This window comes from Bradyrhizobium sp. USDA 4486 (assembly GCF_054057995.1).
In genome coordinates this window covers 1,009,428-1,025,270 of sequence record NZ_JBSRZV010000001.1, presented here as the reverse complement: position 1 = coordinate 1,025,270, position 15,843 = coordinate 1,009,428, and the positions used below count along the sequence as shown (strand labels likewise).

Here is a 15,843-nt window from a genome sequence, read left to right as displayed (position 1 = left end):
CGCCGGCGGCGCTAGGGCGCTGGCGGCTCCTCACTGTCTCGCTGTCGCCGGCGGCGGCGCGAGGCGCTTAGGCCCTCGAGCGGGCTCTCGATCTTGGCAATCAGTCCGATCGCGACGCGACTGTAGCGGGCTGTCGTCTCAAGCTTGGAATGTCCGAGCAACGCCTGGATCACGCGAATGTCCCTGCCGCGCTCGAGCAGGTGGGTCGCGAAGCTGTGGCGAAGCGAATGCAGCGGGACCGTCTTGCGCAGCCCCGCGGCTTTGGCGGCCTCCTTGAACAACCGGCTGAACTGACGCGTGGTCAGTGGCTGACGTTGATTGCGACCGGGAAACAGCCAGCGCTGTTCGGGCGCGACGCCGTTGTTGGACGCGGTCGGCCCCGCCTTCCACCATTGCCGTAACAGCTTCAGGACCTCCGGCGGCAGCATCACGTGCCGGTCCTTGCGGCCCTTCGACTGCACAACGCGGATGATCTTCTGCTCGCTATCGATGTCGCCCGCCCGCAGCCGCACCACCTCGCCGGCGCGCAATCCGCAACCATAGGCCAGCGTTAGCATCGCTCGCGCTTTCAGGCTCGTCGCCATGGTCAGGACACGCTTGATCTCCTCAGGGCTTAGCACCGGCGGCAACCTCTCGGGCTCCTTGATGTGCCAGACCTCGGCCGCCAGATCGTGACGACGTAGCGTGACGCGGAACAGGAACCGCACCCCGGTCATGATCCGATTGCGGTTGCAGATGCTCATCCCGCTCTCGATCAGGTGCAGCTGAAATTGGCGCACCTCGTCGGGGGTTGCCGTATCGGGCGAACGTTTGAGCCAGGCGGCGAACCGCTTGCAACTGTAAATGTGGCCACGCCGCGTGTGCGGGTTGAGCTTGCGCGCAGCCATGTCTTCGATCATACGCTGACGCAGCGGACTGACTGTGTTGGTATCGCTCATGGAGAGCTCCTTCCTGAGTGAGGGTTGCAACACCTCGATTCTCAGGACGGGGGCTCTCCAGTGCTACCACTATCCTCTCAACTGGCTACCGGCCTCTCGGCTCTTGCTCCCGCGCAGCGGGCTGGAGCGCAGCGACTTTGTGCTGTGGCCCTTCGCAACGAAATCGGTTTGTCGCCTGTATGTCCGTTCTGACAGGTAGACCGGACCAGATAGAGGTCGCATGCCTCTCCCAATTCCGAACACCAACCCGTACATAGAGGAGAGTGGACGGAAATTGGTCCAGGAAGTCGGAGTGCACAAATGAGCCCTTCGGGAGCTTTGATCGCGATTCTACCGTGTAATGACCTTGATGCGTCGGAGCGGTTCTACAATCGGTTGGGCTTTGCGCGTCTGGACAATGAAAGGCCTCCTCCGGGGGAGCCCGACACCTATCGCATGCTGTCGAACGGGAAGGGCGGATACCTGGATCTGACGGATGCGGTCGAGGGGTGGCTAACACCGGGTAGAAACCCTTTTGGGCTTTACCTTTATCTGGAGAGTGTTGACGCTGCGGCGCGCGAATTTCAACAGTCACCCGAAGACAAGCCGTGGGGGATGTACGAATTTGCCATGTCTGATCCAGATGAAACTCTGGTCCGTGTCGGATGGCCAACCCGTTTCCGCGCCGAAGCTAAATAATTCGTCCGCAGTTGGCCGTGGGCTGACTTCCCTTCTTGGCCTCGCGCAGTCCGCTTCCAAGGGCTGAGCGGAGAGCCATCATGGAGACGCCGAGGACAGCCTTTAACCCGAGTCGGACATCGGGTCGCAGCGTCCAGGGTCGATTGGGCGCCCTTTCGCACCCGTCGCAAAGTGCTAGGCTGAGGCGTCGATGAGCTTTCCCCCGGAGGGATAGATGAAACGGCGCCATTTCATCACCACACTCGGTGTTGCGGCTACGTGGCCGCTCGCAGCGCGCGCGCAGCAAGCAGCGAAGATGAAACGGATTGCTTTCGTTAACTCGGGCGGTAACGCCAGCCGCGTCAGCGTGAGCGGTCCACCGCCTTTCCGCGCTTTTTTCGAAGAGCTAAGTCGCCTTGGCCATGTTGAGGCCAAAAGCTCAGGGTGGAGCGTTACTCAGGAGAAGGGCGAGCGCGCTACGCCGAATTGGCCCGCGATGTCGTCAACACGCATCCCGACTTGATCGTGGTTTCGGGCGGCCGTCTATCGCTGGATTTCAAAATGGCGACGACCACGATCCCGATCGTGACGATAATCCTCGATTCGATTGCAATGGGACTTACGACAAGCATAGCGCGGCCGGGCGGCAATATCACAGGCGTTGCTATTGCCGGGGGATTGGAAATCATAGGAAAGCGTTTGGGTCTGCTGGTCGAGGCGGTGCCAAAACTGTCCACCGTCGGCTACGTTGCATCGCAACCATTCTGGGAAGATCCAAGAGGCACGACAGTTCGAGAAGCGGCCAAACACGCAGGCGTTTTGTTGTCTCCGGCTATGCTGAGCGCTTTTAACGAAGCAGAGTACCAACGCGTCTTCAGGTCGATGGAACAAGATCGAGCGGATGCGTTCATGGTATCTGATGAACCCGAGAACGCCACTAATCGCGAGACGATTGTCGAATTGGCCGCGAAAGCGCGGATTCCTGCAATTTATCCGATCCGTGATTTTGTCGAAGTTGGCGGACTGATGGCTTACTCAATCGACATGGTAGACACTCTTCGCCGCCTAGCCACCCTCATCGGAAAAATTCTTGGAGGTGCCAATCCGGGGGATATTCCTTTCTATCAGCAGACCAAATTCGCGCTCGTCATCAATCTTAAGGCCGCCAAAGCGCTCGGCCTCGAAATGCCACCGACACTACTCGGTCGCGCCGATGAGGTGATTGAATAGGGACACGCGCGCAGGTCCGGTGTCGCGCGCCATGGAAAACTGCCCCCTCGGCGTCATGAGGAATTGCCCCCTCCTTGGATAGCCGAGGAGAGAGTGAATGAAAGAGGAACGAATCGCGGAAAGCTCGTCGTGGATTGATCCACGGGGGCAGGTGATGAAGACGCCGGATGACGTGGCGGAGATGTTGCGCCTGAGGGCGTGCGGGTGGGGTCTGAAGCGGATTGCGCGGCAGCTGGGCTGCAGTCATCACACGGTGAAGGGCTACGTGGCGGCGGGCGGTGTGAAGCCGTTCAAGTCGCCTGAGCGGGCGAAGCGGCTCGACGGCCTTGAAGGTTGGCTGCGCGAGCGGTTCATCAGGCATCGGGGCAATGCGGATGTGGTGCGCCAGGACCTGTTGGCCGAGAAAGACGTGGCGGTCAGCCGGCGAACCCTACAACGGGCCGTGCAGCCGTATCGCCAGGCGCTGAAGGCGGAGGCGCTGGCGACGACGCGGTTCGAGACGCCGCCGGGCCGGCAGCTGCAGATCGACTTCGGCGAGCGTCTGGTCGAGATCAGCGGGGCGAAGATAAAAGCGTTCGTGTTCGTGGCGACGCTCGGACATTCGCGGCGGCTCCATGTGCGTGCGTTCCGGGCTGAGAAGCAGGAGCATTGGTTTGCCGGGCTCGAGAGCACATTCACGACCCTCGGCGGTGTGCCTGAGGAAGTGCTGATGGACAATCCACGCGCGCTGGTGGTGCGCCACGACGCAGTGAGCCGGTCGGTCCAATTTAACGACAAGCTCATCGCGTTCGCGAAGCATTGGGGCTTCCGTCCTCGCGCCTGCGCGCCGTATCGGGCGCGGACGAAGGGCAAGACGGAGAATGGCGTCGGTTACGTGAAGAAGAACGCGATCGCGGGGCATTCCTTCGCGAGCTGGGAGGCATTCGAGGCGCATCTGGCCGGGTGGGAGCGTGAGGTGGCGAACGTGCGAATCCACGGCACGACCGGCGAGGCGCCGATTGCTCGCTTTGCGCGTGACGAGGCCCACCGGTTGAAGCCGCTTAGCGGGCAACCGTCGTTCGGATCGTTGCGTGAACTGACCCGCGTCGTCGGCCATGATTGTGCCGTCGAGATCGACACGAACAGCTACTCAGTGCCGTGGCGCCTGATTGGCGAGCGCGTGGCGGTAACGATCGCGGCCGGGGAAGTGCGGATCCGCCATGGATTGCACCAGGTTGCGATCCACAAGCAATCGGATGGACGCCGGCTGCGGATCATCGACACCGCCCATCTCGATGGTGTTGCTGGTCACAGCGGCGCGGTCCGCCGGGCTGAGATCGCGGCGGCGGTGCTGGGGCCGTCCTCACCGCCGTCGTTGTTGCGCCCTCTTGCCGAATACGAAGCCGTGGTCGGAGGAAGCTTCTGATGGCGCGGGCAAAGAAGATAATGGAAGCAACGACCGATCCGCTCGATGCCATGCTGGCGCGACTGCAGCTCTCCGGTATCCGCGATCAGCTCGACAGCCTGCTCGACGAGGCGGCGCGCGCGAACCTGTCGGCGCGTGAGACGCTGATCCTGCTGTGCGAGCGCGAGATCGCACGCAAGGACCATCGCCGCATAGAGATGGCGCTGAAGCTCGCACACTTCCCGGCGGTGAAGGAGCTTGCTGGCTTCGACTTCGAGGCGCAGCCGTCAATTGATCCAAAGCAGATCCGTGATCTTGCCGCATCACGTTGGATAGCCAACGGAGAAAACGTGCTGCTGCTCGGCCCGCCAGGCGTAGGTAAGACGCACTTGTCGATCGCGCTCGGGCGAGAGGCGATCCTGGCCGGATACACGGTACAGTTCACCACGGCGACGACGCTGGTCGCTGGCCTTGCCAAGGCGCACGGCGAGCGACGCCTAGACGAGAAACTTCTCGCGCTGTCGAAGCCAAAGCTGCTCATCGTCGACGAACTCGGCTACCTGCCTCTGGAACCTGACGCGGCCCATCTGTTCTTCCAACTAGTCAGCCGGCGATACGAAACCGGCGCGATGCTGATCACGTCGAACCGCAGCGTTGCCGAATGGGGTACGGTGTTCGCCGATCCCGTGGTCGCCACCGCGATCCTTGACCGGCTCCTGCATCACAGCCACGTGCTGACGATCCGCGGCGACAGCTACCGGCTCCGCGCCAAGCGCAAAAGCGGCCTTATCAAGACGCCGACCGCCGGTGACGGCCCTCCGGTCGGCTCCGCCTCCCTCCGGCCCGTCACCGGCGGAAACAACCTTCAACCGAGATCATAATCCCGATGGTGGGGGCAGTTCTTCGTGACGCAAAGGGGGCAGTTCCGGATGGCGTTTGACATCCGGAAATGGCCCTTCAGCGACATTGTACAATTGCTGCTTCTCCGCCGCTGTTGGGACTTGAGCGGACATCAGGCGGCGGCCAGCCGCTTAATGAGTACACGGCCTAAGTCGGTGGCCCTCCCGGCTCTCCAACTGATCGGGACAAACTTCGGTAGGCTAGTTCTGCCTGCTCCTTTGTTAGATTGGCTGCCCATTGGGTGCCGATCAGCGCGGGTCCCTTGCGCTCTCGATCGTAAACCATCCAACCCTTGCCTCCCATCCGGACAACAAACCTGCTTGCCCTAGCCTCTCTTTCACTCACCATTGCCTACTTTTCCTCAATAGGACGCAACTCAATTGTGCTCACTCAGAGATTGCATTTTTATGAAACAGATGACCCTAACTTGCAATTACCGAGCCAACCTCGGCTAGGTCCCTAAGTGGGAAAAGGAACAATTGTTCCCAAGCGGGCAAGCGTGATTCGCTTTCGCCGTCTGCCACTCCTACCTTGTGGCTTGGTCAGTGGAGTTCTGCGTATGGCCTCGCCCTCGATCATCCCGAACGATCGGCTCGACAAGGATTTCTACCTTGTCCTGGAAGACTTCCGCGACGGTGCAGCATTCCGCGAAACTGACGAAGGCATCGACCACGCCACGCTCATCGAGGACCTCCTCAGCGGGCAGTACGGCAAGGTGCTGTGGGTGGTTGCTTTCAATCCCGTCGAGGGATGGTCCAGGGATGCCTCAGAGAACGTCGTGCGCGAGCTCGAGCACCGCATTGCAGCAGAGGGGCGACGAGATCACGGATGGCCTGAAGGATTTTATCGAGAGTCATCTCGGCCGCACGATCGGCGTGCAGTTGGCGCTGCCATTGAGGGTCAATCATGCCTGACAAAGGAAAGCCCGTTGGCTCCTTGCAACCGCTTTGCGAAGCCGATCACTACATCCGTTGCACGATCTGCGGCGAGCTGTTCGACATGCGCGACCTCGGCCAGGTGCTCGATCATCTGCACGGCCATGAGATCGAGGAGGAGCCGATGCTGAGCGACCCGGTGACTCACCTGACCAGTCGAGGTCGGAGGAACGCGTGTCGAGCAGTGGAGCAGTGCTCTTCAATAGGAACGGCGCAGCAGCCGAGCCTTCTCTCCTGACAGGAGGAGAGATGCCGGAAAACTGCAGTCCGGTGCCGAAGGAAGTGATTAATCAACCCACTCTGCATAGACTGTGGCTTCAGGGATTGTCCGGTCTTTTGGGGTCCAGGCTGAGGCTTTCTTCCTTGAGGCGCTGCTCCGCCTCGAACCAGAACTCGTCTATTCGGCCTTCAGGCCTACCAGCTTCCTCCCAAAGCTTGTAGGCGCGGGCTCGTATGTCCTCTAAATCAACGTGAGACATGTTGTTTCATCCTCCCTTGCTCCGCGTCAAGTGCCATTGTACCGGCTGCCGGGACCAGAACTCCGAATTTGCGAAGGCAACCTGTTTGGCGATGTGGAGTTCCCCCGCCCGTCAGACAACAAAAGTGGGTAACTGATCGCCTAGGGCCGCGGCTGGAGAAGTCGACGAGGCGAATCTGGGGTTCTCACCGTAGGAACGATGGTCCAAGGCGAGTCTTGGCTATTCGTGCGTTTCCGACGCATGAGGCTCTCCGACGGATAGCCCGAGCGGCCCCAGCCCTGGGCCAACGTCCAGGCCTGGGGTCGTTTCATTGCATAGGCAGGCCGAGATTAGCCGCTATTGCTGCGCCTGAGCGTCGCGAGCAGCGTCGGCTCGTTCGCGCAAGGTCATTCGAGGGCGTAGGTCCAATTCTCAATACATGTTCGGCCGGATGGCGGAGCGACGAGGCCGACCCCGGTGAACTTTCTTCGCGATCGTCGCGAGCAGGCGCCGCAGAGGCCGGTCGGTCTCCCGTGGTCTACCACTTGCAGAGCTCCTTTCTTTGCTGGGAACTGATGCAGCTCTATTGCATTCACGCCGATCAGCTGCCGACCGCACCCCCAGTGGCAGTGCCGGTGACGTTGTCCGCCGCGTCCAAGCCGAGCCGGACCAGACCTCCGTGGTGGTCTACGGCTCCCCGATGCCCCTGACCAACGACATCGGCCGCCCATAAGCTTCCCGTGTCTCCGATGCACGTCGACCGATCGCGCGCCAGATCGCGGACGGTGTTCACCAACGCAAGGTGGATCAACGCCGGGGAAACTTTTCCGATCAGCCGCCCCGTCATGGCTTCAGAGCTGACGTCCCAGCCGAACGATGATGTCGCTCGCCTTAAATATTTGTGCATCGGCGGGCAGCAGCCGCCATAACGTCTCGCCGACGATGAGATTCGGCGCCGGCAATTCATGCTCGGCGAAATTTGCCACGATCTGTAGCGTATCTCCGGCTGTTGTCTTCCAGCGGATGTCCAATCCTCCCGTGCGCGGGCTCTTTCCAAGCAGCCTTCGCTCGGCCGAGACAAAGCCGGTCCCAATCAACGGGACGATCTTCTCGCGGCGGATCCGCAGCAATTGGGCCGTTAGGGCGCGGAACTTGAGGGTGCCCGGAGAGCTATCGATGGTCTTCCAATTGAGCTTCGATGATTGAAACGTTTGCGCGTCACACGGGTCCGGAATCCTGGCTCGCATTTCAGGCGTCGCGAACGCCTTGAAATGCGCGAACTCCTTCCGTCGTCCCTCGCGCGTCAATTCGGCCGCTTCGCCGGACCAATCCGCGAAGAACAGGAATGGGGTGTCGGCCGCTGCCTCCTCACCCATGAACAACATGGGGATGTGCGGACTGAGCAGAACGAGCGCGAGCGCCTGAGTGAGTTTTTCCGGACTGACCAGTTTCGACAAACGCTCCCCGAGGGCTCGATTGCCGATCTGATCATGGTTCTGCGCAAAGAAGATGGTGGCTTCGGGCGGAAGGTGAGCGCTCGGCTCGCCGCGCGGTTCGTTGTGAAGTGGAAAGACTTCACCCTGGTATGCAAATCCCTCCGTCAAAGATCGTGCGAGATGCTCGAGCGGCTTATCGGCAAACGCACGATAATAGCCCTCATCCTCCCCCGTCAGTAGAACATGCAGCGCGTTGTGAAAATCATCACCCCACTGCGCGTCATAATACCTCGCCTGGCCCAGCTTGCGCTCAAGTAGATGAGCCTGGTTTGCTTCATTCTCCAGCATCAGATGCACGCGGCGGCCCGGCAATTCATGACGCACCGTCTCGGCGAGCTCGATGAGAAAGTGTCGCTCCGAATCGTCCTTGAGCGCGTGGACCGCATCGAAGCGGAGGCCGTCGAAGCCGTAGTCGCGCAGCCACATCAGCGCGTTCTCGATCAGAAACTCGCGGACAAACGCGCCCTCGCGTCCCTCCAGGTTAACCGCAGGTCCCCACCCGGTCGTATGATGCGTCGTGAAGAAGCTCTCCGCATAGCTGTGGAGATAATTCAGCTGCGGTCCGAAATGGTTATAGACCACGTCCAGATAGACCATGATGTCGAGCGCGTGAGCGGCCCGCAAAAGCCGCTTGAGATCCTGCGGCCGGCCATAACGCGCATTTGGTGCGTTCAGTAGCACACCGTCATAGCCCCAATTGTGCCGGCCAGGGACGTCGTTGAGCGGCATGAGCTCGATGGCCGTAATGCCGAGATCACGCAGGTGGGGCAACCTGCTCTCAACACCGGCGTAGGTCCCTTCCTGGCTAAAGGCGCCAATGTGCAGCTCATAGATGACCATCTCCTCCCAGGGACGCCCTGGATAGAGAACTGGGTCACGAAGCGTCGCCGTGTCGACAACCTCGCTCGGTTCCCCGACATCGTCCGGCTGAAAGAAGGATGCAGGATCGGGGACGACCAGGTCTCCATTGATTCTGAATTGATAGCGTGTGCCGGCGTGAGCGGTAGGGCTCAACAATTGATACCAACCCTCACTGTCACGTGGCATCCGCCGCGGCGGTCGGTCGGCCTCGAGCAATTCGACCGATCGTGCGGTCGGCGCCCAGAGATTGAAGGCGACCCCATGATCCACGATCTGAGGACCGTGACGCCGGATCTGCCCGACTGCTCCTAGCCTTTGAGACAAGCCGTTCGCCTTTCACGCTGCATGTTCTTGTTCGGCATGCTTTGGCGAGTCCTTGCGGCATCTCAACGCGCTTTACGTTCGCTTAAGCAATGCGTGAGGACGAAGAAGCTTGCGTCGGTGCATTCGTTCCTAGGTAGCGTTGGTTGGCGGGAGCGTCGGACAAAGACTCGCGCCTCTCAGCCGGGAGGGCTTCTGTACACTTTTCGACCGAGCACAGAAAAAGGCGTAGTTTATTGTAGCACTTAGGAACCATTGCTGCGGCGCAGAATTTCTGGATAGTGCTTCATTGGGGAAGCGCATCTGGAATCCAAAAAGATGGTTGGCGTAGACCACTTCGGCCGGCGGGCGTAGCGGATGAGAATCCTGTTCGCTACCCCCGAAGTATCAGACTTCGTTCAAGTGGGCGGTCTTGCTGCGGTATCGGCGGCCCTCCCACGCGCCTTGCGCAATTTTGCTGACGTACGGGTCGTCATTCCCGGCTATCCGGCCGTTCTGCGCGGGCTCAAGGATCTCAAGATCATCGGTCAATGCCAACCATTCGCTGCTCTTCCGGCATTCGATGTCGGTCTTGGGCATACCGCAGATGGCTTGAGCTATTATGTCGTTCGTTGCCGAGAGTTGTACGAACGGGACGGAACACCGTATGGAGATAGGCGTGGCGCTGATTGGTCCGACAACAACGTCCGTTTTGCAACCTTCTCATACGCTGCCGCGCAGCTCGCCAGAGGCCTGGTCGACAAGGATTGGCAGGCCGATCTCGTCCACGCCAACGATTGGCAATGCGCGCTGATCCCGGGCTATCTGGAATGGCATTACGCCCACATTCCCACGGTCTTCACGATCCACAATCTCGCCTATCAAGGCGTCTTCGACCGCAGTTCGCTCGCGCCGCTCGGCATTCCGGAGACCAGCTTTAACATTGATGGCGTGGAATTCTACAATCGCCTGTCTTTCATCAAGGCTGGCCTCGTCTACGCCTCTCACCTGACCACCGTCAGCCAAACCTATGCCCGCGAAATCACCACCGCTGAGTTCGGGTGCGGTCTCGAGGGATTGTTGCGGAAACGGGCCGATCGCGATCAGTTGTCGGGAATCCTGAACGGGATCGACGAGAGTTGGGATCCGCGGACGTGCTCGTCGCTGTTTCAGCCGTTCGGGGCCGGCGATTGGGCCGATCGGGCGATGAATGCCGACGATGTCCGGGACCAGTTCGGTCTTGCCGTGTCTCGCGGTCCGCTGTTCGCCCTGGTCGCGCGCCTGGTCCATCAGAAGGGCGTTGATCTCGTCATCGAGAGCGCGCAGGCAATCGTCGACGCGGGCGGCCAGATCGTCGTCACGGGCAAGGGCGAACCCCGCTTCGAGGAAGCCCTGCTCCAGGCGCAGGAGCGAGCCCCGCAGTCGATTGCCGTCAAGATTGGCTTCGACGATGCCGAGGCGCGCAAGATCTTCGCCGGCAGCGACTTCACGCTGATGCCCTCGCGCTTCGAGCCTTGCGGGCTGAGCCAGATGTATGCCCAGCGCTTCGGTTCTTTGCCGATCGGCCATCGCACCGGCGGTCTTGCCGAGACGATCGTCGACGGCGAGACCGGCTTCCTGTTCGATCAGGCGTCGGCCCCGGGCTTTCTCGGCAGTCTTTGCCGCGCCTTCTCGACGTTCGGCATGAAGGACCGCCTCGATCGAATGCGCAGAGCCGCCATGGCGCAGGCCTTCGACTGGAGGCAATCGGCCAAGTCCTACGCGGATATCTACCGATCATCGATCTAGAAGATATCGAGCACAGATCATGAAAATCGCGCAACCGCTCCGCTTGCGGAGAGCTGCCCGCCAGGTCTCAGAGGTCGATCATTTGCGCTATCCCTTATGCGGCGCTGGGTGGATCGGATTGTCAGGACATGGTATGGACGTCTCGATCTGCCCGATCTGAAGCCTTTCTACTCCGCCTTCCCCGAACCTTAGCCGGTCTCGACTTCGGACGCACAACGCCATCCGATGCCCCGGTCAACTGGCTCGCTACCGGTGCTGGCCGGAGCCCTCTGTGTCTCGTCATGATCGAGGCGATCGCTTGCGGCGCGCCTGTGATTGCCCCTTCCCACGGCTCGGCGCCGGAAATCATCGACCATGGCCTAAGCGGGTTTGTCGTGCAACCGTAGAGGAGGCGGTCGCGGCGGCGAACGCAGTCGGTACATTGGATCGAGCGGCGATCCGCAAGCAGTCCGAAAAACGCTTCACGGTGGAGCGAATGGCGAGCGACTATCTGACCGCCTATCGCCGGTTACTGGCCCTTCAGCAAAGACGGCAAGTGGACGGGCTCGGAGTCTTGAAAGCAACAGCGAGATCAGCATTCCGACACCTTCCGCCGGTTGGAAATCGCCGCCGCCGCGGCTGGCTGACATCCTCAGGAACGGAATCAGCGAGCGGCGGTTAGAAGACAGAGGAGTTGCCGCCATGCGCCGCTCGACACCCAAGCCCATCCGAAACAAGCTCGACCTGACCGACGGCGTTCAGATGCGCCTCCTGAGAAAACGTCTGGGTCTGTCCGATGCCGAGCTGACCGCGATCGCCGAGCGTATCGGCAATTCGATCTCCGCGATCAGCAAGGAAGTCGCCAAGCAGCGCGCCAGCACGCTGACCAACCAGGCTCACGTGCCGCCTACGGCTGTGATCGCCTCGGCTGGGGCCACCGAGCAGGCGGCGGCCGAGATACCCACACCAGCGCCGACGTCCTGACCAGATTGTCATCGGGGGCAGATATGGACCAAAAAACGCAATCTGACGACGCCCTGACGCGGGCGGCGTCGAGCCTGCGCCGATCCCGCGTCAGCGAGGGCAAACCGTTTCCGCTCGGCGCCACCTGGGACGGCCTTGGCGTCAATTTCGCGCTGTTCTCGGCCCACGCCACCAAAGTGGAGCTCTGCCTATTCGACGACGAGGGCGAAACCGAGCTCGAGCGGATCGAGCTGCCGGAATACACCGACGAAGTCTGGCACGGCTATCTACCCTCGGCCCGCCCCGGCACCGTCTACGGCTATCGCGTCCATGGCCCTTACGAGCCTGACGCCGGGCACCGCTTCAATCCCAACAAGCTCCTGCTCGATCCCTATGCCAAGCAGCTCGTGGGACGACTGCGCTGGGGCGCCGAGCTGTTCGGCTATCAGCTCGATCACGCCGATAAGGACTTGTCCTTTGACGAGCGCGATAGCGCGGCACTGATGCAGAAATGCCGCGTCATCGACCCCGCATTCACCTGGGGGGCGGCGCGCAAGCCCGAAGTGCCGTGGGATCGGACGATCGCCTATGAGATGCACGTGAAAGGCTTTACCCAGCTGCACCCGCTGGTGCCCGAGGCAGACCGCGGCACCTTCTCGGGGCTGGCGCATTCGGAAATTCCTGCCTATCTACGCTCGCTCGGGATCACCAGCGCGGAGTTGCTGCCGATCCATGCCTTCGTCGACGACAGCTACCTTGTCGACAAGGGCCTGCGTAACTACTGGGGCTACAATTCCATCGGGTTCTTCGCCCCGGAGCCGCGCTACCTGAAGACGCCGTTTGCGAACGAATTCAAGGAAATGGTCAACCAGTTCCACGCTCACGGCATCGAGGTCATCCTCGACGTCGTCTACAATCACACTTCGGAAGGCAATGAACTCGGACCCACGCTCTCGTTCAAGGGCATCGACAACGCCAGCTATTATCGCCTGCTGCCGGAGCAGAAACGTTACTACATCAACGATACCGGCACCGGAAATACCGTGAACCTGTCGCATCCACGCGTGCTCCAGCTGGTCGCGGATTCCTTGCGCTATTGGGCAACCGAGATGCGGGTCGACGGTTTCCGCTTCGACCTCGCCACCATCCTTGCGCGCGAGCCCTATGGTTTCGACGAAGGCGGCGGCTTCCTCGACGCCTGCCGCCAGGATCCGGTGCTTTCCAGCGTCAAGCTGATCGCAGAGCCCTGGGACATCGGCCCCGGCGGCTACCAGGTCGGCCGGTTTCCGCCCGGCTGGGCCGAGTGGAACGACAAGTTCAGAGATACCGTGCGCGCCTTCTGGAAGGGTGATGAAGGCACGTTGCCAGACCTTGCCAAGCGCGTGTCAGGGTCCGGCGACCTCTTCGACAAGCGCGGACGGCGACCCTGGGCCAGCGTCAACTTCGTCACGGCGCATGACGGCTTCAACCTCAACGACCTCGTCTCGTACAACGAGAAGCACAACGAGGCGAATGGAGAGGACAATCGCGACGGACACAGCAACAACCATTCCTGGAATTGCGGCACCGAAGGTCCCACGGACGACCATGAAATCACTACGTTGCGCGAACGTCAGAAGAGGAACCTGCTCGCGACGATGCTGCTGTCCCACGGCACGCCGATGCTGCTCGCAGGCGATGAGTTGGGGCACACCCAGAATGGCAACAACAATGCCTATGCCCAGGACAACGAGACGACCTGGCTAAACTGGATGGGTATCACCGCGAACGGCCGCAACCTTCGTGAATTCGCGCGCAAGCTGATTGCGACGCGCAAGGCCTTTCCGATCCTCTATCGCAGCCGGTTCCTGGTCGGCTCCCACAATGAAGAGCTCGACGTCAAGGATGTGACCTGGCTGTCACCTTCTGGCGATGAGATGACGGACGAGCAATGGCAGGACGGAAACTCCAAGTGCTTCGGGATGCTGCTTGACGGACGTGCTCAGGAGACCGGCATCAAGCGCCGCGGGTCGGATGCAACGATGCTTCTGGTCTACAACGCGCACCATGATGTCGTAAACTTCACCCTTCCGCAGGTAGCCGACGGTCTCAGCTGGTTGGGCCTGATCGACACGAACCGGCCAGACGCGCGAATGGCGGAGTTTGAGTTCGGGCACGCTTACGAGGTTACCGGACGGTCCCTGTTGGTATTCGGGCTTGCCAACGATAATGTCGCGACGCGGCGCCTACGGCAGGGCCTCGGCGCGCTGCTGGATATCGCCGACACGCCTCTATCCGGTTAGATGGACCAACCCGCTACAGTTGCTCAGCATTCTTCCCGACGGACGCTAGTGCCTCCTGCTCCGAAAGACCTGACATCGGATGAAAGACGCGAGCGGCGCCGGTTCGCCGGGAAAAGCAGCGCGAGGATAACATCCTGCGCGCGGCAAAGATGCACCGCGTTAGGCTAAAGATGGAGAGCGAGGGGCTTCCGCCACCGCCTGATTTGCAGAAAACGGTCTTCGTAGGCTGTTCCGGCTGGCGCTACTGGAAATGGCGGGATTCATTTTACGCATCAGTGCCGCAACCGAACTGGTTCGCGCATTACGCCTCCGTCTTCGATACGGTCGAGATCAATGCGTCCTTTTACTCATGGCCGACCATCGCGAACGTTCACGCCTAGCGCCGCCAGCCCGGCGGCAAGGGAGTGGTTTACACCGTAAAGGTTTGCGAACTCATCACCCATGTCAAACAGTTCAAGGGCACGAAAACGCTGATCCGCGATTTTGGCATTATCGCGGATATCCTTGGCGAGCAGATGGGCTGCTTTCTGTTCCAGCTCCCGCCGAGCTACCGATACACGAAGGCCCGCCTCGCGGCGATCGTGAGCCAGCGTTGATCCTAAGCGCCGCAACGCGCTCGAGTTCAGGAACAAGAGCTGGTGGTGTGAGGAAGTCTATCGTGCCCTGCGTAATGCCGGGATCATCTTCTGCTCCTGCGGCGGTCCGCGCCTTCCTGACGAACTCGTCCGGACAGCGGATGAGGTTTACGTACGTCTCCATGGACCCGAGCGCTGGTATCACCATAATTACTCGGACGAAGAACTTCTGAAATGGGCGAGCAGGATCCGGGGGAGCGGCGCTAAGAGAGCCTGGATTTATTTCAACAACGACTACGACGCTCATGCGCCTGATAATGCGCAAGCTCTATATCGCATGCTGGCGCCCTCCAGCCCAAACGGAGGGCCCCCCATCCCACTTAGGAACCTAGCCCGCAGCGGATGCTTACCTTCGGCAGGCGGGGCTGCAGGAGCCCCAGCAAAGCCAGTCGGAGTGGGCATGCTTTTTTGGTTTTCAGCACTGACACTCATGTCCGATGCCCTCGAGGTCATGGATATGCGCCTCCGGCAGATGGCCGTGGGAAACGGCACGTCTGACGAAATGTTTCTCATGGTGGCGAGAAGCTAGACGCCGCCTCGGAGGCCGGTTCGATTTTCATGCGCGGCGGCGACTGCGGCCACGTTCTTGACCATTACAGGAAGATCGTCGCAGCGAATGTCGAGCGACTGTCAGCCGGGCGATAGGAACGCCGTGCAAACCGCGCTTCAGATATTTTGAAGATCCTCTTCCGGTCTTGCCCGCTCTGTTTCTGCCATTGACCGGGTATGTGGCCCAGGGCAAGGGCAAACGCCGGGTTCATCGCACATCGCGCAGGCCCGGACGACGGGCATGTGCTGACCCGCTTCGTCTGTTCGATGAAAGTGCACACAAGCTCCAACGGGAGTTAGCAGCGCACCGCCGAGTTCAAGTTAGGACTGCCGCATATCGGTATGCCCAAGAGGTCCGCCACGGGTCAGCTGCGGGGCGTTGCCCCTTCTTCAAGTGATCCGTTCGTACCCACAAGCCCTCTGTGCGGTCCGGAGATCACGACCATGCGATAGCTACCGCAGCCTCCTCCTCGCGATCCTGACGTCGC

At 60.8% G+C, this 15,843-nt stretch carries 15 protein-coding genes; 11 read left to right on the top strand and 4 right to left on the bottom strand.

The features are described 5' to 3' along the window. Positions 1-11: 11 nt before the first annotated feature. Entirely contained in the window at positions 12-938 is a 927-nt protein-coding gene (locus tag ACVWY3_RS04880) for a tyrosine-type recombinase/integrase (RefSeq protein ID WP_456837439.1), read from the bottom strand. 300 nt (positions 939-1,238) lie between these two features. Here ACVWY3_RS04880 and ACVWY3_RS04875 point away from each other — a divergent pair, with 300 nt between their 5' ends. The 5 genes from ACVWY3_RS04875 to ACVWY3_RS04855 all read left to right on the top strand — a co-directional run bounded on the left by ACVWY3_RS04875 (position 1,239) and on the right by ACVWY3_RS04855 (position 6,175). Continuing rightward, positions 1,239-1,616, top strand: a complete 378-nt coding sequence (locus ACVWY3_RS04875; RefSeq protein ID WP_456837438.1) for a VOC family protein — start codon at positions 1,239-1,241, stop codon at positions 1,614-1,616. 423 nt (positions 1,617-2,039) lie between these two features. Next, positions 2,040-2,825: an ABC transporter substrate-binding protein gene (locus ACVWY3_RS04870; protein ID WP_456837437.1), complete on the top strand. Its 786-nt coding sequence runs from the start codon at positions 2,040-2,042 to the stop codon at positions 2,823-2,825. A gap of 97 nt (positions 2,826-2,922) precedes the next feature. Further along, a complete protein-coding gene (gene istA / locus ACVWY3_RS04865) occupies positions 2,923-4,230 on the top strand; it encodes an IS21 family transposase (RefSeq protein ID WP_456836905.1) in 1,308 nt (435 codons plus the stop codon). Continuing rightward, on the top strand, positions 4,230-5,090 hold the full coding sequence (gene istB, locus ACVWY3_RS04860) for an IS21-like element helper ATPase IstB (protein ID WP_456836904.1): 861 nt from the start codon (positions 4,230-4,232) through the stop codon (positions 5,088-5,090). The genes istA and istB overlap by 1 nt, the downstream gene beginning before the upstream one ends. Positions 5,091-5,668: 578 nt before the next feature. Then, positions 5,669-6,175, top strand: coding sequence for a hypothetical protein (locus ACVWY3_RS04855; RefSeq protein ID WP_456837436.1), 507 nt, complete (start codon positions 5,669-5,671; stop codon positions 6,173-6,175). 186 nt (positions 6,176-6,361) lie between these two features. Here the strand turns inward: ACVWY3_RS04855 and ACVWY3_RS04850 are convergent, their stop codons facing one another. Together ACVWY3_RS04850 and treZ are read right to left on the bottom strand one after the other, a co-directional pair. Then, positions 6,362-6,523: a DUF2934 domain-containing protein gene (locus ACVWY3_RS04850; RefSeq protein ID WP_456837435.1), complete on the bottom strand. Its 162-nt coding sequence runs from the start codon at positions 6,521-6,523 to the stop codon at positions 6,362-6,364. Positions 6,524-7,353: 830 nt separating this feature from the next. After that, positions 7,354-9,129 carry a malto-oligosyltrehalose trehalohydrolase gene (gene treZ / locus ACVWY3_RS04845; RefSeq protein ID WP_456837434.1) on the bottom strand — a complete coding sequence of 592 codons (1,776 nt, stop codon included), beginning with the start codon at positions 9,127-9,129 and terminating at the stop codon, positions 7,354-7,356. 408 nt (positions 9,130-9,537) lie between these two features. Between treZ and glgA the strand changes: the two genes are divergently transcribed. From glgA to ACVWY3_RS04820, 5 genes are all read left to right on the top strand, one after another. Further along, positions 9,538-10,947, top strand: coding sequence for a glycogen synthase GlgA (gene glgA / locus ACVWY3_RS04840; protein WP_456837433.1), 1,410 nt, complete (start codon positions 9,538-9,540; stop codon positions 10,945-10,947). Positions 10,948-11,075: 128 nt separating this feature from the next. Next, entirely contained in the window at positions 11,076-11,333 is a 258-nt protein-coding gene (locus ACVWY3_RS04835; RefSeq protein WP_456837432.1) for a glycosyltransferase, read from the top strand. A 295-nt stretch (positions 11,334-11,628) separates the two neighbouring features. After that, positions 11,629-11,910, top strand: coding sequence for a hypothetical protein (locus ACVWY3_RS04830; RefSeq protein ID WP_456837431.1), 282 nt, complete (start codon positions 11,629-11,631; stop codon positions 11,908-11,910). Positions 11,911-11,933: 23 nt separating this feature from the next. Continuing rightward, positions 11,934-14,171: a glycogen debranching protein GlgX gene (glgX, locus tag ACVWY3_RS04825; RefSeq protein WP_456837430.1), complete on the top strand. Its 2,238-nt coding sequence runs from the start codon at positions 11,934-11,936 to the stop codon at positions 14,169-14,171. Positions 14,172-14,320: 149 nt separating this feature from the next. Beyond that, positions 14,321-14,551: a DUF72 domain-containing protein gene (locus tag ACVWY3_RS04820; RefSeq protein WP_456837429.1), complete on the top strand. Its 231-nt coding sequence runs from the start codon at positions 14,321-14,323 to the stop codon at positions 14,549-14,551. Here the strand turns inward: ACVWY3_RS04820 and ACVWY3_RS04815 are convergent. Then, positions 14,519-14,803: a hypothetical protein gene (locus ACVWY3_RS04815; protein WP_456843571.1), complete on the bottom strand. Its 285-nt coding sequence runs from the start codon at positions 14,801-14,803 to the stop codon at positions 14,519-14,521. The genes ACVWY3_RS04820 and ACVWY3_RS04815 overlap by 33 nt on opposite strands. Positions 14,804-14,834: 31 nt before the next feature. On the opposite strand from ACVWY3_RS04815, the gene ACVWY3_RS04810 reads away from it, so the two are divergent. Further along, a complete protein-coding gene (locus ACVWY3_RS04810; RefSeq protein ID WP_456843291.1) occupies positions 14,835-15,335 on the top strand; it encodes a DUF72 domain-containing protein in 501 nt (166 codons plus the stop codon). Positions 15,336-15,843 lie beyond the last annotated feature (508 nt).